The organism is Pseudomonas sp. FG1 (genome assembly GCF_034313875.1).
GTDB classification, from domain to species: Bacteria; Pseudomonadota; Gammaproteobacteria; order Pseudomonadales; family Pseudomonadaceae; genus Aquipseudomonas; species Aquipseudomonas veronii.
On record NZ_JAVIWP010000001.1, the window covers coordinates 5,002,906 to 5,022,818 of the forward strand.

At 60.3% G+C, this 19,913-nt stretch carries 21 protein-coding genes; 13 read left to right on the forward strand and 8 right to left on the reverse strand.

Annotated elements, in window-relative coordinates; genetic code table 11:
- Positions 1-68: 68 nt before the first annotated feature.
- A complete protein-coding gene (locus tag RGV59_RS22785) occupies positions 69-1,694 on the reverse strand; it encodes a methyl-accepting chemotaxis protein (RefSeq protein ID WP_126586466.1) in 1,626 nt (541 codons plus the stop codon).
- Positions 1,695-1,928: 234 nt separating this feature from the next.
- Between RGV59_RS22785 and RGV59_RS22790 the strand changes: the two genes are divergently transcribed.
- The 3 genes from RGV59_RS22790 to RGV59_RS22800 are packed head-to-tail and all read left to right on the forward strand — an operon-like array spanning position 1,929 to position 4,388.
- Positions 1,929-3,356 carry a nucleobase:cation symporter-2 family protein gene (locus RGV59_RS22790; RefSeq protein ID WP_046383168.1) on the forward strand — a complete coding sequence of 476 codons (1,428 nt, stop codon included), beginning with the start codon at positions 1,929-1,931 and terminating at the stop codon, positions 3,354-3,356.
- Positions 3,357-3,368: 12 nt separating this feature from the next.
- Positions 3,369-3,830, forward strand: coding sequence for an LEA type 2 family protein (locus RGV59_RS22795; protein ID WP_017848402.1), 462 nt, complete (start codon positions 3,369-3,371; stop codon positions 3,828-3,830).
- A gap of 6 nt (positions 3,831-3,836) precedes the next feature.
- Positions 3,837-4,388 carry a GNAT family N-acetyltransferase gene (locus RGV59_RS22800; RefSeq protein ID WP_017848401.1) on the forward strand — a complete coding sequence of 184 codons (552 nt, stop codon included), beginning with the start codon at positions 3,837-3,839 and terminating at the stop codon, positions 4,386-4,388.
- Positions 4,389-4,435: 47 nt separating this feature from the next.
- Here the strand turns inward: RGV59_RS22800 and RGV59_RS22805 are convergent, their stop codons facing one another.
- A complete protein-coding gene (locus tag RGV59_RS22805; protein WP_322247055.1) occupies positions 4,436-5,362 on the reverse strand; it encodes a carbon-nitrogen hydrolase family protein in 927 nt (308 codons plus the stop codon).
- Positions 5,363-5,445: 83 nt separating this feature from the next.
- Here RGV59_RS22805 and RGV59_RS22810 point away from each other — a divergent pair, with 83 nt between their 5' ends.
- Positions 5,446-6,375, forward strand: a complete 930-nt coding sequence (locus RGV59_RS22810) for a LysR family transcriptional regulator (RefSeq protein WP_079443641.1) — start codon at positions 5,446-5,448, stop codon at positions 6,373-6,375.
- On the opposite strand, the gene RGV59_RS22815 is transcribed toward RGV59_RS22810, so the two are convergent.
- A complete protein-coding gene (locus tag RGV59_RS22815) occupies positions 6,347-6,601 on the reverse strand; it encodes a hypothetical protein (RefSeq protein ID WP_017848398.1) in 255 nt (84 codons plus the stop codon). The two genes, RGV59_RS22810 and RGV59_RS22815, sit on opposite strands and share 29 nt — an antisense overlap.
- Before the next feature lie 162 nt (positions 6,602-6,763).
- On the opposite strand from RGV59_RS22815, the gene RGV59_RS22820 reads away from it, so the two are divergent.
- Positions 6,764-7,084 (forward strand): DUF883 family protein, encoded by a 321-nt coding sequence (locus tag RGV59_RS22820; protein ID WP_017848397.1) that lies wholly within the window; start codon positions 6,764-6,766, stop codon positions 7,082-7,084.
- 59 nt (positions 7,085-7,143) lie between these two features.
- Here RGV59_RS22820 and RGV59_RS22825 read toward each other — a convergent pair whose 3' ends face one another.
- Positions 7,144-8,178 carry an Ldh family oxidoreductase gene (locus tag RGV59_RS22825; protein ID WP_017848396.1) on the reverse strand — a complete coding sequence of 345 codons (1,035 nt, stop codon included), beginning with the start codon at positions 8,176-8,178 and terminating at the stop codon, positions 7,144-7,146.
- Between the two features lie 267 nt (positions 8,179-8,445).
- Between RGV59_RS22825 and RGV59_RS22830 the strand changes: the two genes are divergently transcribed.
- The 7 genes from RGV59_RS22830 (at position 8,446) to RGV59_RS22860 (ending at position 14,469) form a co-directional block, all read left to right on the forward strand.
- Positions 8,446-9,435, forward strand: coding sequence for a FecR family protein (locus RGV59_RS22830; RefSeq protein ID WP_126586468.1), 990 nt, complete (start codon positions 8,446-8,448; stop codon positions 9,433-9,435).
- Positions 9,436-9,765: 330 nt separating this feature from the next.
- The gene (locus tag RGV59_RS22835) at positions 9,766-10,218 is read left to right on the forward strand and encodes a hypothetical protein (RefSeq protein WP_026140202.1); all 453 of its coding nucleotides are present in this window, start codon (positions 9,766-9,768) and stop codon (positions 10,216-10,218) included.
- Complete coding sequence (locus RGV59_RS22840; protein ID WP_017848393.1) at positions 10,218-10,769, forward strand: hypothetical protein; 552 nt, start codon at positions 10,218-10,220, stop codon at positions 10,767-10,769. The genes RGV59_RS22835 and RGV59_RS22840 overlap by 1 nt, the downstream gene beginning before the upstream one ends.
- Before the next feature lie 68 nt (positions 10,770-10,837).
- Positions 10,838-11,593: a hypothetical protein gene (locus tag RGV59_RS22845; protein WP_046483704.1), complete on the forward strand. Its 756-nt coding sequence runs from the start codon at positions 10,838-10,840 to the stop codon at positions 11,591-11,593.
- Between the two features lie 61 nt (positions 11,594-11,654).
- Complete coding sequence (locus tag RGV59_RS22850) at positions 11,655-12,335, forward strand: C39 family peptidase (RefSeq protein ID WP_017848391.1); 681 nt, start codon at positions 11,655-11,657, stop codon at positions 12,333-12,335.
- A 38-nt stretch (positions 12,336-12,373) separates the two neighbouring features.
- Complete coding sequence (locus tag RGV59_RS22855) at positions 12,374-13,117, forward strand: hypothetical protein (RefSeq protein ID WP_046483706.1); 744 nt, start codon at positions 12,374-12,376, stop codon at positions 13,115-13,117.
- Positions 13,118-13,167: 50 nt separating this feature from the next.
- Complete coding sequence (locus tag RGV59_RS22860) at positions 13,168-14,469, forward strand: hypothetical protein (protein ID WP_026140201.1); 1,302 nt, start codon at positions 13,168-13,170, stop codon at positions 14,467-14,469.
- Between the two features lie 64 nt (positions 14,470-14,533).
- On the opposite strand, the gene RGV59_RS22865 is transcribed toward RGV59_RS22860, so the two are convergent.
- Positions 14,534-15,859 (reverse strand): sigma-54 dependent transcriptional regulator, encoded by a 1,326-nt coding sequence (locus tag RGV59_RS22865; protein WP_017848388.1) that lies wholly within the window; start codon positions 15,857-15,859, stop codon positions 14,534-14,536.
- 345 nt (positions 15,860-16,204) lie between these two features.
- On the opposite strand from RGV59_RS22865, the gene RGV59_RS22870 reads away from it, so the two are divergent.
- A complete protein-coding gene (locus tag RGV59_RS22870; protein ID WP_017848387.1) occupies positions 16,205-16,465 on the forward strand; it encodes a hypothetical protein in 261 nt (86 codons plus the stop codon).
- Between the two features lie 73 nt (positions 16,466-16,538).
- Here the strand turns inward: RGV59_RS22870 and RGV59_RS22875 are convergent, their stop codons facing one another.
- The 3 genes from RGV59_RS22875 to gnd are packed head-to-tail and all read right to left on the reverse strand — an operon-like array spanning position 16,539 to position 19,887.
- A complete protein-coding gene (locus RGV59_RS22875) occupies positions 16,539-17,387 on the reverse strand; it encodes a Cof-type HAD-IIB family hydrolase (protein ID WP_046483709.1) in 849 nt (282 codons plus the stop codon).
- Positions 17,384-18,907, reverse strand: coding sequence for a glucose-6-phosphate dehydrogenase (gene zwf, locus RGV59_RS22880; RefSeq protein WP_126586470.1), 1,524 nt, complete (start codon positions 18,905-18,907; stop codon positions 17,384-17,386). Before zwf ends, RGV59_RS22875 begins: the two co-directional genes overlap by 4 nt.
- Entirely contained in the window at positions 18,904-19,887 is a 984-nt protein-coding gene (gene gnd, locus RGV59_RS22885; RefSeq protein WP_017848384.1) for a phosphogluconate dehydrogenase (NAD(+)-dependent, decarboxylating), read from the reverse strand. The genes zwf and gnd overlap by 4 nt, the downstream gene beginning before the upstream one ends.
- Between the last annotated feature and the right edge of the window lie 26 nt (positions 19,888-19,913).

A 19,913-nucleotide genomic window follows, 5' to 3' on the forward strand; every position in this document is an offset into this window, starting at 1 on the left:
GATGAGTTGACTGACCCATTGCTATCGGGGCAAGCCCCTCCCACATTGGGATTGCACTGCAAAGTGGCTCAGATAACGAACCTGGCCACCATCGCATTCAAATCCACCGCCAGGCGCGACAGCTCATGGCTGGCCGCGCTGGTCTGGTTGGCGCCCGCCGCCGACTGGGTCGCCAGGTCGCGGATGTTGACCAGGTTTCGGTCTACTTCACGGGACACCTGGGCCTGTTCTTCCGAGGCGCTGGCGATCACCAGGTTGCGCTCGTTGATCAGGCTGATCGACTGGGTGATCTGCTCCAGTGCCACGCCGGCCGCGCGGGCCATTTCCAGGGTGTTATGGGTGCGCTGGTTGCTCTGTTGCATGGATTGCACGGCTTCACCGGTGCCGTTCTGGATACCGGCGACCATTTTCTCGATTTCCTGGGTCGACTGCGCGGTGCGATGGGCCAGGGCCCGCACCTCGTCGGCCACCACCGCGAAGCCGCGTCCGGCTTCACCGGCGCGGGCGGCTTCGATCGCCGCGTTGAGCGCCAGCAGGTTGGTCTGCTCGGCAATCGCCCGGATCACGTCGAGGACCTTGCCGATGTCGCGCCCCTGAGTGGCCAGACCTTCGATCAGCAGCGAGGTGTTTTGCACATCCTGGGTCATGGTCTGGATCGCGCCGACGGTCTCAACCACCCGGTCGCGGCCTTCCCGTGCCGCCTGGTTGGACTGCGTGGAGGCTTCGGAGGTGGACACGGCGTTCCGCGCCACCTCTTCCACGGCAGCGGTCATCTCATTGACGGCCGTGGCGGCCTGGTCGATTTCGTTGTTTTGTTGCTGCAAGCCTTTGGAGGCTTCTTCGGTGACGGCGCTCAACTCTTCCGCCGCCGAGGCCAATTGCGTGGCCGAACCGGCGATGTGCTGGATGGTCTGGCGCAAGTTGGTTTGCATGGCCGACAACGCACTGATCAAACGCGCCGGTTCATCCTTGCCATCGTCTTCAATGACTTTGCTCAAGTCGCCGCCGGCAATGGTTTGCGCCACTTCCACGGCTTTGCGCAGCGGCGTGACGATGCTGCGGGTCAGCAACCAGGCCAGCAACACCGTGAGCAAGGCGGCGGCCACGGCCACGACGACGATCCCACTGATCGCGCTGTCATAGCTGCGTCCGGCCTGCTCGCTGGTCTGCTTGGCGCCAGCGGAGTTGAGGGCGATCAGCTTGTTCAACTGCTCGCCCATCTGATCGGTGCCGTTCTTGATCCGGGTATTGATCAAGGCGCGCATCTCATCGACCTTGTTTTGCTGGGACAGCGCCAGCATCTCGGCCTGGGCCGTCAGGTAGTTGTCCAAGGTGCCGACAAACGTCTTGTACAGGGCCGCTTCCTCAGGCACGGAAGGTAACGCTGAGTAACCGGCCTGGGCGGCTCTGACCTTGTCGATCAGTACGGCGATGCGCGTTTGCGCCTCTTGCAACGCGGCCGGTTCACGGTTGACCAATACGCGGAACGACAAGATACGCATGCGCAACACGTTTTCCGTGAGGCTGCCCAAGTAGGCCACGCTGGGCAGTTGGTTGCTGCTCATATCCACCGACGCCTGACGGATCAGCGTCATGCGGTTGACTGCAAACACTCCCAATACAACCACCAACAACGCAATGAATGCGAAACCGAGAGACGCTCGAGGGGCAATATTCAGATGACGAAGAGACATAGAGGTATTCTCAAGAAGGAGTGTCTGCGCGCATCCCTGCAGCGGAATGATCAGCTGGCGTCAACACGCTGCTCTGACCTTGGTCACCACTTGTTGTCATTGTTGGGTGGGCCTATGAAAGATATCGGCAGGCCCAGCGGTTTTCGCAGGGCCTCCATAAATATTTTTTTACACTTCTGACGATCAGCGGTTTCTGGCATCCTGCGCCTCCATTTTCTGTCCAGAGCCCGCATTTTGTCTGACGCTCAAGCCCCGCGCCCGCGCTATAAATCCGACCTGATCTACGGCCTGGAAGACCGTCCGCACTTCTCTGCCGCAATGTTTGCCGCCTTGCAGCATGTGTTGGCGAGCTTTGTCGGCATCATCACCCCTACGCTGATCGTCGGCGGCGTGCTGGGCCTGGAAAGCGAGGTGCCGTACCTGGTGAGCATGGCCTTGTTCGTGTCGGGGCTCGGCACTTTTGTGCAGGCGCGCACGTTCGGCCCGATCGGTTCGGGGTTGTTGTGCCTGCAGGGCACCAGTTTTTCGTTTATCAGCGTGATTCTCAGTGCCGGGTTCATGGTCAAGGCCCGGGGTGGCGGCACCGATGAGATTCTCTCGACGATCTTCGGCATCTGTTTTTTCGCGGCGTTTATCGAAGTCGTGCTCAGCCAGTTCATCGGCAAGTTGCGCAAGCTGATCACCCCGGTGGTGACCGGCACCATCATCACCCTGATGGGCCTGTCGCTGATCAAGGTGGCAGTCACCGACATGGCCGGCGGCTTCGGCGCCGACAACCTCGGCGCCGCGAGCAATATGGGGCTGGCCGCGCTGGTGCTACTCACCATCGTGGTACTCAACCGCTTCAACAACCCGTTCCTGCGCCTGGGTTCGATCGTGATCGGCCTGACCCTGGGCTTCATCGTGGCCTGGTGGCTGGGCCGTGTGGATATGGCGGCCTTGCCCCAGGTGCCGTTGATCAGCGTGCCGGTGCCGTTCAAGTACGGCTTCTCGTTCGACTGGGTGGCGTTTATCCCGGTGGCGGTGATCTTCCTGATTTCGCCCCTGGAGGCCGCCGGTGATCTGACGGCCAACTCGATGATTTCCCAACAGCCGGTCAAGGGCCCGCTGTACATCAAGCGCATCAAGTCCGGCCTGCTGGCGGACGGCCTCAACTCGGCGATGGCCGCGACCTTCAACAGCCTGCCGATGGTGACGTTCGCCCAGAACAACGGCGTGATCCAACTCACCGGCGTAGCCAGCCGTTATGTGGCGTACTTCATTGCCGGCCTGCTGGTGCTGCTGGGGCTGTTCCCGATGATCGGCGCGGTGCTGCAACTGATGCCCAAGCCGGTATTGGGCGGCGCGACGCTGATCATGTTCGGCACCGTCGCCGTGGCGGGGATCAAGATCCTCGCTGAAGCCGGCCTGCACCGCCGCAATATGCTGATCGTGGCGATCTCCCTGGGCATGGGCCTGGGTGTCGCCGCCGTGCCGGAAGTGTTGCGCGACCTGCCCAAGGCGCTGCACAACATCTTCGAATCGCCGATCACCGTAGGCGCGTTCTGTGCAATCCTGCTGAACATTTTCCTGCCGGAAGAGTTCTTAGAGCTGGAAGAAGATGAATTTGATCCGGAGTCCTCAACCCTCAAAGTGATGCAAGACCCGGACGTCACGCACTAGGAGCACCTTCGTATGCGCAAGCTCATGGTTCTATCGATACTGCTGCTGACCTTGAGCGCTTGCGCCCTGTTCCCCAATCGCGACCCGGTCACTATCAACGTGGTGGGCATCGAGCCGCTGCAAAGCCAGGACCTGGAAGTGCGCTTCGCCGTGAAACTGCGGGTGCAGAACCCCAATGAAACGGCGATCGACTACAACGGCGTGGCCCTGGACCTGGAGGTCAATGGCCGGCCGCTGGCGTCGGGGGTGAGTGATCAGCGCGGAAGCATCCCACGCTTTTCCGAGACGGTTCTGATGGTGCCGGTCAGCGTTTCAGCGTTTTCCGTGTTGCGGCAAACCCTCGGCCTGAGCCAGACCCAGAGTTTGAACAACCTGCCCTACGTATTGCGCGGCAAATTGGCCGGCGGGCTGTTCGGCACCATGCGGTTTGTCGATCGTGGAACACTGGACCTGCCGAATACCGCTACTTGGTAACCCCCCATGCAACCGACCTTGGTCACCCAACGCCTGATTCTGCGCCCGCTGACGCTCGACGATGCCGAGGGCATCCAGCAACAGTTCCCCCATTGGGAAGTGGTGCGTTATCTCAATGCGCTGGTGCCGTGGCCCTACCCGGCTGACGGCGCGCGTCACTACCTGGAACACATCGCGTTGCCCGCCATGGCCCGGGGCGAGGAATGGCATTGGGCGATCCGCCTGCAAAGCGCGCCGGAGCAATTGATCGGCAATATCAGCCTGATGGACGAACCCGATAATAACCGTGGATTCTGGTTGGGGCCGCGATGGCAGGGCCAGGGGTTGATGTCCGAAGCGAGCGAGGCAGTGACCGCCTATTGGTTCGAGGTGCTTGAGCGGCCCGTGCTGCGCGTGCCGAAAGCTGCGCCCAACCTGAAGTCGCGGCGGATTTCAGAACGCACGGGCATGCGTCTGATCAGGACAGACGAAGGTGAGTTTGTCGAGGGTATTTTTCCACGGGACATCTGGGAAATGACCCGTGAAGAGTGGCTGGATCGCCGCTCTTTCAAGCGATAGACATCAACCGGTGGGAGTAGGCTGACTCCCACCGGTTTTTACCGCACTCAGTCCGTGATGTAGCGCACGCCCGGCTTGGCCCGCTCATCGACCACCAGCTCGAAAACATCCGGCCGGGCGTAATGCCCCACCACGTCATAGTCATACCGTGCGCGCACCAGATCGTCGGTATTGATCTGCGCTCTCAAGAGCCCGGCCTCACCCAGCAGCGGCCCAGCCAGGATGTCGCCCATGGGGCCGACAATCACACTGCCGCCTGCAATCAACGGACGATCTGAAGGCCAGTTGGCCACCTCAACGCCCAGCGCCGCGGGCGATGCCTGCACCTGGCACGCACTGACCACAAAACAGCGGCTCTCGTGGGCAATGTGGCGCATGCTCACCTGCCACATCTCGCGCTCATCCACCGTGGGCGCACACCATACCTGCACACCCTTGGCGTACATCGCCGTTCGCAGCAGGGGCATCATGTTTTCCCAGCACACCGCGCCGCCGATGCGCCCGACCGCCGCGTCGATCACCGGCAGTGTGGAACCATCGCCCTTGCCCCAGATCAGCCGCTCGGTGCCGGTGGGCATCAGCTTGCGGTGCTTGGCCACCAGGCCGTGCGCCGGCTCGAAGTACAGCATGGTGCAATACAAGGTGCTGGCGCTGCGCTCGATCACGCCCAGGACCAGGCTGGCACCGGTTCGCGCCGACAAACCGGCCAACGCTTCGGTTTCGGCGCCGGGCACGTCGATGGCGTTGGCAAAATATCGCGCAAAGGCTTCGCGACCTTCGGGCAGGCGATAACCGAGTTGCGTGCCGAAGCCTTCGCCTTTGGGATAACCGCCCAGCAGCGCCTCGGGCATCACCACCAATTGCGCGCCACTGCGCAGGATCGGCTCTTCATAGGCCAGGATTTGCGCCAGGGTGTCGGCCTTGCCGCCGGGCAAGGAACCGATTTGCAAGGCGGCCACAATAGAAACAGGCATCAGGATCACTCCGAACAATGAGGGGTTGCCCATTCTCCAGCCAGCCCGGATCATGAATAAAGCCCACCTCAGTGCTGAATGATATGAGCCAAATAAATATCACCCAAGTCGACCTCAACCTGCTGAAAACCTTCGAAGCCCTGCACGACGAATCCAGCGCCAGCCGCGCAGCGTTGCGCCTGGGCGTCACCCAATCGGCGATCAGCGCGGGCCTGCGGCGTTTGCGCGAGGTGTATGGCGACCAACTGTTCGTGCGAACCGGCCGTGGCCTGGCGCCGACCTTGCGGGCCAACCAGTTGAAGCCGGTGATCAGTGAGGCGTTGGACCGCTGCCGACAGAGCCTGGCAATGACCCACCCGGACACCCAGCAGTATCAGGGACGCTCCGTGGTGCTGGGTTTATCCGACGACTTCGAGATTGCCTACGGCCGCCGCCTGATGGCGGAAATTGCCCAGCGGTTGCCGAAATTGCGTGTGATTTTCCGTCAGACCCACAGCCAGATCGTCGCCGCCGCCCTGCTCGACCGCAGCCTCGACCTGGCGATTACCGCCGGCGGCTTTGCCGAACGCCGCCTAAGCCGGCAGGTGCTGGGAGAAGGTGATTACCGCTGCCTGGTCGACCCGCACAGCCTGGCGCCAGGCCAGCAATGCATCGACCTGCACGCGTTCGTTAGCCGCGAGCATGTGCTGGTGTCATCCGGCGGGTTTATCGGGATCACCGATGAAGGGCTGGCGGCACAAGGGCTGAGCCGCCAGGTGTGTGCCTCCACCAGCCACTTCGCCGCGTTGCCGTTTCTGCTCAAGGGCAGCCAGGCGGTGGCGACCATTCCCGGGCACGCCGCCGAAGCCATCGCCGGCATGACCGGCTTGCAGGTTCTGCCGTGCCCGCTGGCGCTGCCGCGCTACCCGGTGGAACTGGGCTGGCGCACCCAGGCTCAGCTTGATCCGATGTTGCTGAAAGTGCGCGAGGCGATTGTCGCCAGCTTTACTTCGCCGCCGCCATCAGCTTGTTGACTTCGCTGCGCACCATGTTGGAGAACTCCGGCGGCGACATGCCGTCGAGTTCCGCGCGAACCCATTCGGCCCACTTGCCCTTGCGTTTGGCGCGCTCGCCGAACAGGCGCGCGGCTTCGCCCTTGGCCTTGCCCAGGTTGCTTTGCCACAGGTCGTAGAGACGGGACTTTTCATCTTCCAGCTCGGCGCGTTCGGCGAGGGTCTTGTTGGCGAGATTGAAGCTCATGTTGAATTTCCTGCTGCACAAATAGGTGACATCTTACACTGTAGGTCTAAGTTTCCTGATTCGGATTTCGCATACCCACGCCGGCCGGCAAAAAACTGCAACTTTTGCCGCCGCCCGACACTCCATTGTTCACTGTCACATTTACCTGCAAGGAGTCACACAATGGCCCGTAAATCTGCCGCCCAAGTCGTCGAAGATCAAATCAAGGATCAAGCGTTCAGCGAACTCACTGCACTGATCGAAGAGTCGGACAAACTGCTCAAAAACAGTGCTTCCCTGGTCGGCGAAGAAGGTGAAACGCTGCGCGAGCAGGTCGCTATCAAGCTCAAGCAAGCGCTCGACTCGGTGTCCAATGTGCGCGAGCGCAGCAAGCCGGTGGTGGATGCCACCGAAACCTACATCGGCGGTCACCCGTGGCAGACCGTGGCGATCTCGGCAGGCTTTGGCCTGGTGGTCGGCCTGCTGCTCGGTCGTCGCAACTAATACTGTAGGCCTTGCGTAGCCACTACCGAACCCTGGCGAGGTAGCGGCTACGCGGGTTTTCAGACGGCCCACTCACGTAGTTGATTCAACGCCTGCGCGTCCACTTCAATGCCTGCCGCCAACGACTTCGCCCGCGTGCGATGACGTCGATCCCCCGGCAACCGCCGCAACCCCACCGCGTGCATCTGCCGCACCAGTTCCTGGCTGCGCTCGGCGAAGTTTTGCCCGGCGGTTTTGCTCGGGTCGATCAGGATCAACAACTGGCCGGTCCACGGCGTGCGGGCGCCAGGGTGATCGGCCCAGTTGAACTCAAACGAGAAGTTGCCGCCGGTCAGGGCCGCGGCCAGTAACTCGACCATCATCGACAGCGCCGAGCCCTTGTGCCCGCCGAACGGCAACAACGCACCGCCTTCGAGGATGGCCTTGGGGTCCTGGGTCGGCTGGCCCAGGCTGTCGACGCCCATGCCCGGCGGCAGGCGCTCGCCGTTGCGCGCAGCAATCTGCACGTCACCATGGGCGATGGCGCTGGTGGCCAGGTCGAACACAATCGGCGCGCCGTCCGCCCGTGGCGCGGCAAACGCGATCGGGTTGGTGCCGAACAGCGGGCGATCGGCGCCATGGGGCACCACGCAGGTCATGCTGTTGACCACGCTCAGCGCCACCAGGCCTTGCTCGGCGAAGGGTTCGACATCCGGCCACAGCGCGGCGAAGTGATGGGAGTTGTGTATCGCCAGCAACGCAATACCGGCGCTGCGGGCCTTGTCCACCAGCAACGCACGGGCCGCCGCCAACGCCGGTTGGGCGAAGCCATTCGCGGCGTCGACCCGCACGAAGCCGGAAGCGACATCCGTGACCACCGGCGTGGCCTTGCCATCGACCCAGCCGCTCTCCAGCGTGCTGATGTATCCGGGCATCCGAAAGATGCCATGGCTGTGGGCGCCGTCGCGCTCGGCGCTGGCGCAATTGTGCGCGAGGATCTGCGCCACTTGCGGCGACGTGCCGTGCTTCACAAACACCGCGTGCAGCAACCCCACCAGGTCGTTGAAACCGATGAACGCTGAAGAATTGTCAACTCTCGGGGACTGGGCAGACATCGGTAGCTCCGATTTTGTAATTGGAAGAGACAACAAGAATCCAGACCGACGATTAAACAACGCCTCCCGTGCCTGCTGTCAACGGGCGCTTGAGTTATCTACTGCCTGACGCCCTTCGCCGTCCATTACGGTGTGTCGCGACTCCATCACCAGCCTGTTTGGGCGTGCCCCAACGAGAATAAAAGTTCAATTGATGCGCAATTGCCATGAAGGCTGTTCTCGCCCCCGGTCTCGGGAGGTTAGAATGTGGGAAATCAGGATGAATTAATGACCGAAAAGTCTGCTTTAGAAGCCGAATATGACGCCATCACCGACGCCGCCGCGCATTGGTGCATGCGCTTGCATGCAAGTGATTGCACGGCGGACGAACGACAGGCCTTTCAACAATGGCACGATGCTCATCCGCTGCATGCCTTCGAATACGCGGCGATGCTGGAAATCTGGGACGTGGCCGATCACTTGCCACGCCATGCGCCGCTCGTAGCGCCGTTCAGACCGCGTCGCCGGCTGCGCGATTACGCGGTGGCTGCCGCAGTGTGCTTGGCCGCGCTGCCCCTGGCGGCGTTCACCGGCTGGGAAGCGGGCTGGTTGCCGACTGCCTATGAACGGTTCGAGGCCAGCAATGGCCTGCGCCAGGTCACCCTGGCCGATGGCAGCCAGGTTGAGCTCAACCTGGGCACCGAACTGGTCTACGCCGATTACAAGGACCAGCGCCGGGTCACACTGAGCAAGGGCGAGGCGTTTTTCAAGGTCAGCCATGACAGCACCCATCCGTTTGTCGTCAAGGCCGGTGAAGGACAGGTGCGCGTGACCGGCACCCAATTCAACGTGTGGAAATACGAAAATCAGGTGCGGGTGATGCTGCTCGAAGGCTCGGTGCAGATTTCCAGCGACCCGGCGCACGGCAGCGTGCCGCTGACCCCAGGCATGCAAGCCAGCTATCAACCAGGCGATGCCACCCCGCGCGTGCGCCCGATCAACCCCAACGACAGCGCCCTCGCCTGGCGCCAGGGCAAATTGGTCCTGGACAACCTGGCCCTGGCCGACGCGTTACCGTTGATCAACCGCTACCTGAACAAACCCGTGATGCTGGCCGATATCGGCACCGGAACGATCCGCATCGGCGGCATCTATAACATCAGCGAGGTCAACAACCTCGTTCCCTCCCTGCCCAAGGTTTTGCCGGTCTACCTGACCCAGAACCAAGATGGCAATCCCGTCCTCAACTCCATCCCACGTAAAGCGCCCAAGGGCTGAGGCTTCTGCCTGTCCCTGCGAGCCTGTTCGAACCCGCAGTGTCCATTTCTGAAACACCCTCCTCCTCTGAACGGCCCTGACGGCGCGGCTTCATCGTTTTGTCATACGCAGTGTTACATCACTGATACAACCTCCCGAAAGCATGACCTGCGGGCCGGCCATCGGGCTGGCATCGGCGCGGTGTATCAGCGCTGAAACAGCGTGGCCATCACTTAGCCTGCTATGTTTCATATCTATCTGATTAACAACAACAAAACAAAAGCGGCACGCCTTCTGCTCTATTCCTTACAGCGCTGTTTAGGGTCAGCGCAACGAAAAAGGAATGCCGCCGTGATCACACTCACTCAAGGTTCGATGAATGTACTGCTGGTCAGCTGTGTACTCAGCATCGGCGTCAGCGTTCCGAGCTTTGCTGCCGACGGTGTCATCGTGACCGGGCGTGAAGTGCAAGGTCATATGTACGGTCGCGCATCGTTCGGTCCAGACCCCTACCCCACCACTGCCAACGCCAATCCCAGCAGAGAAATCAACAGTGCCACCTCAAGTGAACTCAGTGATTTGGATATCGGCGGCATCAGCAGTGGCTCGAGCATCGCCCGTTCCATACAGACTGCGGGGAACTTGTCTGGCGTGACCTCCACGCAAAGCAGCATGTCGACACTGGGTACCGGTGCAACGGCCGGCCACGGCGCGGGCAGCAGCATGGGCGGCCAGATCAGCAACTCGATCCAGCGCGGCATGGCCCCCCTGAACAACATTGGCAACATGATGGGGGGCAAGTAATGAATCGCACTCTTCTGATCCTCGCCCTGCTGAGCAGCACCACTGCATGGGCAGACGACTCCGCGGTGATCAACAACAGCGGAAAAAACTACAACGGCAACTTCTCGATCAACCAGTCGGCCGGCATCCAACAGCAAACGGCCAACAACCGTGCCATCACACTGGGTGGACAAGCCACCACCGTCAATATCCAAAACCTGAACGGCAAGGTCGATCCGTCGCTGAACGCCAAGGCCGCGATCGCAGGAACCTCTTTTACCAATGGCAACGGCATGCTGGGCATCAACCAGACAGCCGGGGCGAATAACCAATCAATCAATGCCGTGCGGGTCAGCATCAACCCTGGCCCGCAAAGCATCGACGACAGCGTCCTGTTGCAGCAGAACACGACGACGCTGGCAACCGACTCAGGGTTCACCCCTACCACTGGCAGTCGCCAGGTCGTCACAAGCGACCAGGCCTTCACAGGCAGCCGAGGAGTGATTCAGGTGAACCAGAGTGCAGGGGTGGGGAACCGAGTGGCTAACACCCTGGGCATCACTATCAAGTAAATGCTTGGTAGTACTCGCTAGACCGTACCAACACTTAACCAACTAAATTAGAAGCAAGGAGAAACACCATGAAACCTCAAATGGCTCTGAAACCAATGGTTTTCGCTCTGGCCGCGCTGATGGCTGCTGCTGCACAAGCAAATGGTGGTGGCTGGCATCCGGCCCCTCAACCCACCGGGGTTGTGGCCGCTGTTGTGACAGACGTACAAAATAGCGCTGGCAACAAGTTCGACGACACCAAAACCGAAAACAACGCTTCGGCCGATGGCTCGGTAAACAGCAACAGTGGTAACACTGGGGTCAACGTCCAGGCTGGCAGTGGCAACCAAGCAGACAACTCTGCTGCCATCTCCAGCGCCAAAGGCGACTTCGCGTCGGTATTCGCCGTGGTCGATGTCAATCAAAACAGCTTGCTGAACACCTACTCCAACAAAGGCACGCAAAACAACGCCTCCTTGGACAAATCGCTTAACAGCAACTCTGGCAACCTGGGTTACAACGGCCAGGCCGGTCAAGGCAACCAGGGTAAAAACAACATGGCAATCACTACCGCTGACGGCAATAACATCGCGGCAGCGGCCAACACCGAGCAAAACTCGCTCGGCAACAGCTACCTGAACGCTGCTGCTACCAGCCACGGTTATGGCTATGGCTATGGCGGCAAACCTCAGTATGTGTCCAACAACTCGAGCCTCGACAGCTCGGTTAACAGCAACTCCGGCAACGTAGGCGTAAACCTGCAGTCGGGCTTGGGCAACCAAAGCAGCAACAGCCTGTCCATCGGTCAGGGTTGCAGCAGCTGCGCCAGCGGCGTTCGCTTCTGATCCAACGGGGCCTTGGCAACAAGGCCCTTTTTTATTCCAGTGTCCAACAGGTCATTCGATCATGCGCCTCGCGACCCTCACCCTCCTGATGTTGCTCACCGGCCCAACATGGGCAGGCACGATGGCGATCTCCGCCATGCCCGGCGGTGCAGTCATCTATAAAAAGGTCGAGAGTATCCGTGAGCGTCGGTTCGCCAACCTGGTGGAACAGAAAACCGATTTCAGCTGCGGTGCTGCGGCACTTGCCACCATCCTGCGCCAAGCCTACTGGCTGGACGTCGACGAAGAACACATCATCAAAGGCATGCTGGTCAACGCCGACCAGAACCTGGTACGCACCCAGGGTTTTTCCATGCTGGATATGAAGCGCTATCTCGAAAGCATCGGCATGCGTGCCCGGGGCTACAAGATCGCACCAGACACTCTGGTGACCGTGAAGATCCCTGTGGTGGTGCTGCTGGAAATCCGGGGCTACAAGCACTTCGTGGTGATGCAACGCGCAGACAAGGACTGGGTATACATCGGCGACCCGGTGCTGGGCCACAAACGCTATTCGCGCGACGATTTCGTCAAGGGTTGGAATGGCATCGTATTTGCGGTGTTGGGCGAAGGTTATGACAAGGCCAATGTCCTGCTTGACCCGCCTACCCCTCTCAGTGCCAAGAACAAACTGAATGAATTCAGACCCGTGGGCGATGCCGAGCTGATGGACTTCGGTTTTATCCAAAGCGACTTCTTCTAAGAAGCGCCATTAGGGGCAGGAAGCTCCAGGAGCGAGAGATGAACACTTCCCGTTGGCTGACGGTCTTGTGTCTGGCAGCCTCAATGCCCGCTTATGCTTCATCGGGGTTCAAGCCTATCGAACTGAAAGACTCGGAAATGGCCGAGTTGCGTGGTCGTTATGTGATGCCGGGGCGGATCATCAGCTTCGGCATCGTCATGAGCAGCACCTGGACCAACTCGGTGGGTGACTCGATCACCGGCAAAGCCAGCATGCAGATCGACAAAGCGACCATCACCCCGCAGTTTTACGTACAGACCGTCGGCGTCAAAGGCACGGGCACCAACCAGACCACAGGCACCGGTTCGGTAGTCGGCGGCGCGGGCCTGGGCAGCGGCCAAGGCGTGACCCAAAGCGTGCGTGCGGCCGGCGATGGCAACACCGCTTACAACAATGTCGGCATCAACGTCACCGAAAACGGCCTCGCACCGGGCAACCTGGTGCAATCAGGCCAGGTGCTGGTCGCCGGAGGCGTGGTCACCGGCAGCAGTGCGGCAGGCGATGTTGCCGTTTCGGCCAGGAACGGTGGCTTGCAAATGGCCATTCAGGCCAATAACAACCAGGGCAACAGCCTTCAACAGATCGGTGCTGGCAATGTACTGCAAGGTACGGTGCTTACCGGCAACACGAATTTTGTCAACAATATGACCCAGCTCAACATTGTCATGGGCAACAGCCTGAACAATGGCGCGCTGAACTGCAATCTTGACCAACTCAAAGGCCTACGCACTCTCGGATATTGAACTACGCTGAGCCTCGACACTTTACGCATTAAAAAAGGACGGCTTATTTCATGCATCGATCGCTATCATTACGTGCGGTTGTTTGTTTAAGTACGCTCTTACCTGCGTCCATGTTGTATGCCGCGCCGGACGCCGATATCGAGACGCTCAAACAAGAACTCTTGGAACTCAAACAGCGTTACGACGTGCAGCAAAAGGCCCTGGCGGTGCTGGAACAACGGGTGCGCCAGGTCGAAGACCAGCCGGCGACTCCAGCGCCCAAACGTCTGGCAAAATCCCCGTCGGACTTCAAAAAAGGTGGGACCACCGTCGCAGGTACAGGCGCGGCAGCTGCCTCCGGGGGAGCGGGTGGCGGCGGCAGTTCCTATGGGCAGTCGCTTAAGGACGACTCGGCGCCTGCGCAAAGCGTCAGCAACCTTTACAACGAAGCCAGCGGCTTCTTCGGCAACGGCAAATTCAGCTTCGAAACCGGCATAACTTATGCGCGCTACGACGCCCGTCAGTTGACCGTCAACGGTTTCCTCGCTCTGGACTCGATTTTCCTGGGTAATATCAACCTTGACCGAATCAAGGCGGATAACTGGACGCTGGACCTGACCGGACGCTACAACGTCGATAACCGCTGGCAATTCGACGTCAACGTGCCAGTGGTCTACCGCGAGTCCACCTACCAATCCGGCGGTGCCGGCAACAATGCCCAGGCCACGTCGGAAGCGTCAGTGACCCGTGACCCGACCATCGGCGATGTCAACTTCGGTGTCGCTTACAAGTTCCTCGACGAAACCGCCAACTTGCCGGATGCAGTCGTGTCGGTGCGGGTCAAGGCGCCAACGGGTAAAGAGCCGTTTGGCATCAAACTGGTCAAGCAAACCACCAACGACAACCTCTACGTGCCGGAAAGCCTGCCCACCGGCAATGGCGTCTGGTCGGTCACGCCGGGCATTTCCCTGGTCAAGACGTTCGACCCGGCGGTGTTGTTTGGCTCGCTCTCCTATACCCATAACTTCGAGGACTCGTTTGACGATATCAGCAGTGACGTGAATCAGAAGGTCGGCGGCAAAGTCCGCCTGGGTGATAGCTTCCAGTTCGGCGTCGGTGTCGCCTTCGCCCTCAACGAGAAGATGAGTATGTCGTTCTCGGTTTCCGACCTGGTCCAACGCAAGAGCAAGCTCAAGCCAGACGGCGGGGATTGGCAATCGGTGGTCTCCAGCGATGCCAACGCCGGTTATTTCAACGTGGGCATGACCATCGCGGCGTCGGATAACCTGACGATCGTGCCGAACCTGGCCATTGGCATGACGGATGATGCGCCGGACTTCACCTTCAGCCTGAAATTCCCGTACTACTTCTAAACCGCGCACAGGGAAAAGCCCCGCAACGATAAGGGTCGTTGCGGGGCTTTTCGGTTTACCCGCCCTAGCGGATCTGGTGTTTGTGCAACAACCGGTAGAACGTCGGCCGGGAAATCCCCAGCACACGGGCCGCGACACTCAGGTTGTCGCTGTGCCGGTTGAGCACATCGCACAGCGCCTGGCGTTCGGCGCGGTGTTTATAGTCTTCCAGTGTAGCCATCGGCGACGAAATTGCCTGCTGACTCTGCAAACCCAGATCAACGGCTTCGATTTGCCGCCCTTCGGCCAGCACCAGGCCTCGGCGCACGCGGTTGGCCAGCTCACGCACATTGCCCGGCCAAGGGTGGTGCCCCATGGCCACCAGGGCGTCTTCGCTGAAGCTGCGGGGGCGGCGCCCGGTTTCCTGGCTGTAGAAGCGCGCAAAGTGGTTGGCCAGCATGGCGACGTCACCGTGGCGCTCGCGCAACGGCGCCGTGACTACTTGCAGCACATTCAAACGGTAATACAAGTCTTCACGAAACGTACCCTTCGCCACGGCCGCTTCCAGGTCGACGTGGGTCGCCGCCAGCACTCGCACATCCACCGGGATCGGCTGGCTGCCGCCGACGCGTTCGATCTGTTTTTCCTGCAGGAATCGCAGCAGGTTGGCCTGCAGCTCCATCGGCAAATCGCCGATCTCATCAAGAAACAACGTGCCGCCATTGGCCGCTTCGATCCGCCCGATCTTACGCTGGTGGGCGCCGGTAAACGCGCCCTTTTCGTGGCCAAACAGTTCGGATTGGATCAAGTGCTCCGGGATCGCGCCGCAGTTGATCGCGACAAACGGCTTGGCATGGCGCTGGGATTGGCGGTGCAGGGTTTTGGCCACCAGCTCTTTGCCGGTGCCGCTGTCGCCGCGAATCAGGACCGGGGACTCGGTGGGCGCCAATTTGGACAATAACTTGCGCAGCTCGCGGATCGGTCGGCTGTCGCCCAGCAGTTCATGTTCAGGCTCGTCCACCGCGGTGTAACCCTTGCCCCGCAGCCGTGCCATGCCAAAGGCGCGGCCGAGGGTGACCTGCACCCTGGACACATCGAACGGCAAGGTATGGAAGTCAAAAAACCATTCGCAGACAAAATCGCCGACATTCTGCAAGCGCAACACCTCTTGGGTGAGCACCGCGATCCACTCGGTGCCGCTGCGGCTGATCAGTTCCTTGACGGCTTCGGGCCGCTCCAGGTGATACGGCTGCAAGCGCAGCAAGCCGACATCGCAGGATCGCTCCCCCACGGCCGCCAACGTACAACTGTCCACCTCCCACCCCGCCGCACGCAAACCCGGTAACAACTCATAGCAGTCATCACAGGGGTCGACCACGAGCAAGCGGCGCTGCACAGGTGTAACAATCATGACTATTCCTTGGCGCCAGAATTGCTAAAGTTATTTATAAACAAAGGTTTGTGACGCCCGGCAATTACAGTATCAAAATCTTGACAGTTGCCTTGTATCGTTTTGCTATATGTCTTGGCAAAAAGCCACTCGACCGTCACATCCCAGCAAAAAAGTTGTACCTGCCGAATCGCGTATTCAGCTTTCAAAACAGCCGCTTACATGACGTCAATCACAGAAAGTTGAAAATTGTTGCTCTAACATGTGACCCGTACCCCGCCATCGCGCATCAGTACAAGTAACTCGCCGCACGGTCAGCCCAGCCGACGGCACTCACTTGATTGGGCATTTAGAGAGAAGACCCACATGAACGCCCCGCTCCGCATCAACGAAGCTCTTTTGATCGCAGACCGTGCTTTCCAACCCTTCCAGTGCGTGGCCTGGCACGATGGCAACGGTGCCCTCAGCCTGAGCGTCATCGACCGCACCAATACCCGCATCGGCACTAAACAACTGTCGTCGAGCGCGTATACCGACCCGGCACAACTGGAAGATTTGTTGTTGCAGGCGCGCGCCGAGCTCGATAAAGATGGCTACCAGTTGCAGTCCTGGGCCATGCCGAAGTAATCCGAAACTGCAACTTGCGAGCACTGTGTTGTAAAAGACAGGGCTCGCAAGTTCAGTATTAAACGCTGACGTTCTAACTTGGCGTATCGAACACTTTGTGTGGCACCTTGAGAATAAACCGCTCGATCGCTTGCGCCGCACCGTCTTCGAGATTGCTGCCGGTGACCACATCGGCCTGGCGCTTGACGGGCTCTTCAGCCTGCCCCATGGCAATCGACAATCCGGCCACATGAAACATTGCCGGGTCGTTGCCACCATCGCCGATCACTGCAGTCTGTGCCAACGGCACTCCGAGGTGCGCGGCCAAGGCTTTCAAGGCCTCGCCTTTGTTGGCTTTCATGGCGGTCACATCCAGGTAGATCGGTTGCGAACGCGAGACCTGGGCCAAGCCCTGCACCTTGGGCTGCAATTGCGCTTCAAGCTCCATCAATAATTGCGTGTTGCGACTGGCGGCGACGATCTTGTCGACCCGATCCAGGTACGGTTCAAAACTCTCCACCACCAGCGGTCCATAACCCAAGCCAGCAGTTTCAACTGCCACCATGGGCCCAGGCGGATCGCGCCGCAGCCATTCACCATCGGCAAACAGCCAGACTTCCACATCCGGCTCGCCGGAAAACAGCGCCAACGCCACCAGCGCCGCCTCCGCCGGCAGCCTGTGCGCGACCAGCACGCTGCCGTCAGGGTTGACCAGTGTGCCACCATTGAAGCCCGCCACCGGCACGTCGATGCCAAACGCTTCGACCATATGCATCATGGCCTTGGGCGGACGCCCGCTGGCCAGGCTGAATAACACGCCGGCTTCACGCAAGGCACGAACCGTTGAAAGGGTGCGTTGGGTCGCGGTGTGATCCGGGCGCAACAAAGTGCCGTCCATATCACTCAACACAAACCGGATGGGATGCTTCGCAGTATCACTCATCCGAGCGAGTGCCAGGCACGGCGATCGCGGGCCAGCAACGCATCGGCCGCCGCCGGACCATCTTCACCGGCCTTGTAGGCCTGGATCCCGTCGTCTTCCTTCCACGCATCGAGAAACGGCTGCACCGCACGCCAGCCGTTTTCGATGTTGTCGGCGCGCTGGAACAGGGTCTGGTCGCCGGTCATGCAGTCGTAGATCAAGGTTTCGTAACCCGTCGACGGCTGCATTTCGAAGAAGTCTTCGTAGGCAAACCCCAACTCAATGTTGGCCATGTCCAAGGTCGGCCCAGGCCTTTTCGCCAGCAGGTCGAACCACATGCCTTCGTTGGGCTGGATCTGGATCTTGAGGAACGTGGGCCGCAGCTCATTCACTTCGGTGTCGCGGAACTGCGCATAAGGCGCCGGCTTGAAGCAGATCACGATCTCGGTATCGCGAATGCTCATGCGTTTGCCGGTGCGCAGATAGAACGGCACACCCACCCAGCGCCAGTTGTCGATCATCACTTTCAGGGCGACAAACGTTTCGGTGCTGCTGTCGGGCGCGACGTTGGCCTCGTCGCGATAACCGGGAACCGGCTTGCCACCAATCTCTCCGGCGCTGTACTGGCCACGCACCGAATTGGCCCGCGCATCCTCTGCGGACCAAGGGCGCACGGCACCGATCACCTTGGCCTTTTCACCCCTCACAGCGTCGGCACCAAACGCCGCCGGCGGTTCCATGGAGACCATTGCCAGCAGTTGGAACAGGTGATTAGGCACCATGTCACGCAGGGTGCCGGTTTTTTCGAAGAAATTGCCCCGGGTTTCCACGCCGACGGTTTCGGCGGCGGTGATCTGTACGTGGTCGATGTAATGGTTGTTCCAGAACGCCTCGAACAGCACGTTGGAGAAGCGGCTGATCAGGATGTTCTGTACCGTTTCCTTGCCCAGGTAATGGTCGATGCGATAGATCTGCTTCTCGCTCATCACCTTGAGCAAACAGGCGTTCAAGGCTTCGGCGGTGGCCAGGTCGGAACCGAACGGCTTTTCGATCACCACGCGGCGGAAGTGATCGTCGCTCTCCGTCAACAAACCGGCACTGCCCAGGCGCTGCACCACGTCACTGAAGAAGCGCGGCGCGGTGGCCAGGTAGAACACCGCATTGCCGGTGCCGCTGTCGGCGATTTTTTCGGCGATGTCCGCGTAGGTGCTGTCGTCGAGGAAATCACCCTCGACGTAGCTGATACCTTTGGCCAACTGCGCCCACAGCTGTGGGTCCAGTGCGTTGTCGGCATTGCCCTTGACCTTGCTCGCGGCTTCGGTGCGAATGAAGTCCTCGAGTTTCTTGGCAAAGTCGGCATCGCTGATGGCGTTGTGATCAACGCCGACAATGCGCAAGCCCTCGCCCAGCAGCCCGTCACGACTCAGGTTGTACAGCGCCGGCATAAGCAGGCGCTTGACCAGGTCGCCATGGGCGCCAAACAGAAACAGCGTGGTGGGAGGAGCGGGTTCGGCCTTGGGTTTCTTGCCGTTGGCGGTCATTTTTTGGACGTCTCCACGTGACCACCGAAGCCAAAGCGCATGGCAGACAACATCTTGTCACCGTAGGTGCTCTGCTGGCGCGAACGGAAACGCGCAAACAACGACGTGGACAGCACCGGCACCGGCACGGCTTGTTCCATGGCGGCTTCGATGGTCCAACGGCCTTCGCCGCTGTCGGCAACCGAGCCGGAGTAGCCCTCGAGTTTCGGGTCGGTGGCCAGGGCGTCGGCGGTCAGGTCCAGCAGCCAGGACGACACCACGCTGCCACGACGCCAGACTTCGGCGATATCGGCAACATTCAGGTCGAAACGTTGGTCTTCTGCGAGGTTTTCCGAGTTTTTGGTCTTGAGGATGTCAAAGCCTTCGGCAAACGCCTGCATCATCCCGTACTCGATACCGTTGTGAATCATCTTCACGAAGTGCCCCGAACCTGCAGGGCCGGCATGAATGTAACCGTGCTCGGCGCGAGGGTCTGCGGCGGCCGAGCGGTCCTTGGTACGGGGGATGGAACCCAGGCCCGGCGCCAGGCTGGCGAAGATCGGATCAAGGCGCTGCACGGTCGCGGCGTCGCCGCCGATCATCATGCAGTAGCCACGCTCCAGGCCCCAGACGCCGCCCGAGGTGCCGACGTCGACGTAGTGCAGGCCTTTTTCCGACAGGGCCTTGGCACGACGCACGTCGTCCTTGTAGTTGGTGTTGCCGCCGTCGATGATCACGTCACCGTGGTCCAGCAGGTCGCTCAGTTCATTGATGGTGTTTTCGGTGGGGTCGCCTGCCGGCAACATCACCCACACGGCGCGAGGCTTCTGCAGCCCGGCGACCAGCGCCTTCAAATCGGCAACGCCGGTGGCGCCCTCTTCGCTCAGGCCTTTGACAAATGCTTCGTTACGGTCGTAAACAACGGTGGTATGCCCATTGAGCATCAGGCGCCGCGCAATATTACCGCCCATGCGGCCTAGTCCAATAATCCCCAGTTGCATGTGCTGATGCTCCTAACTACTAAAAA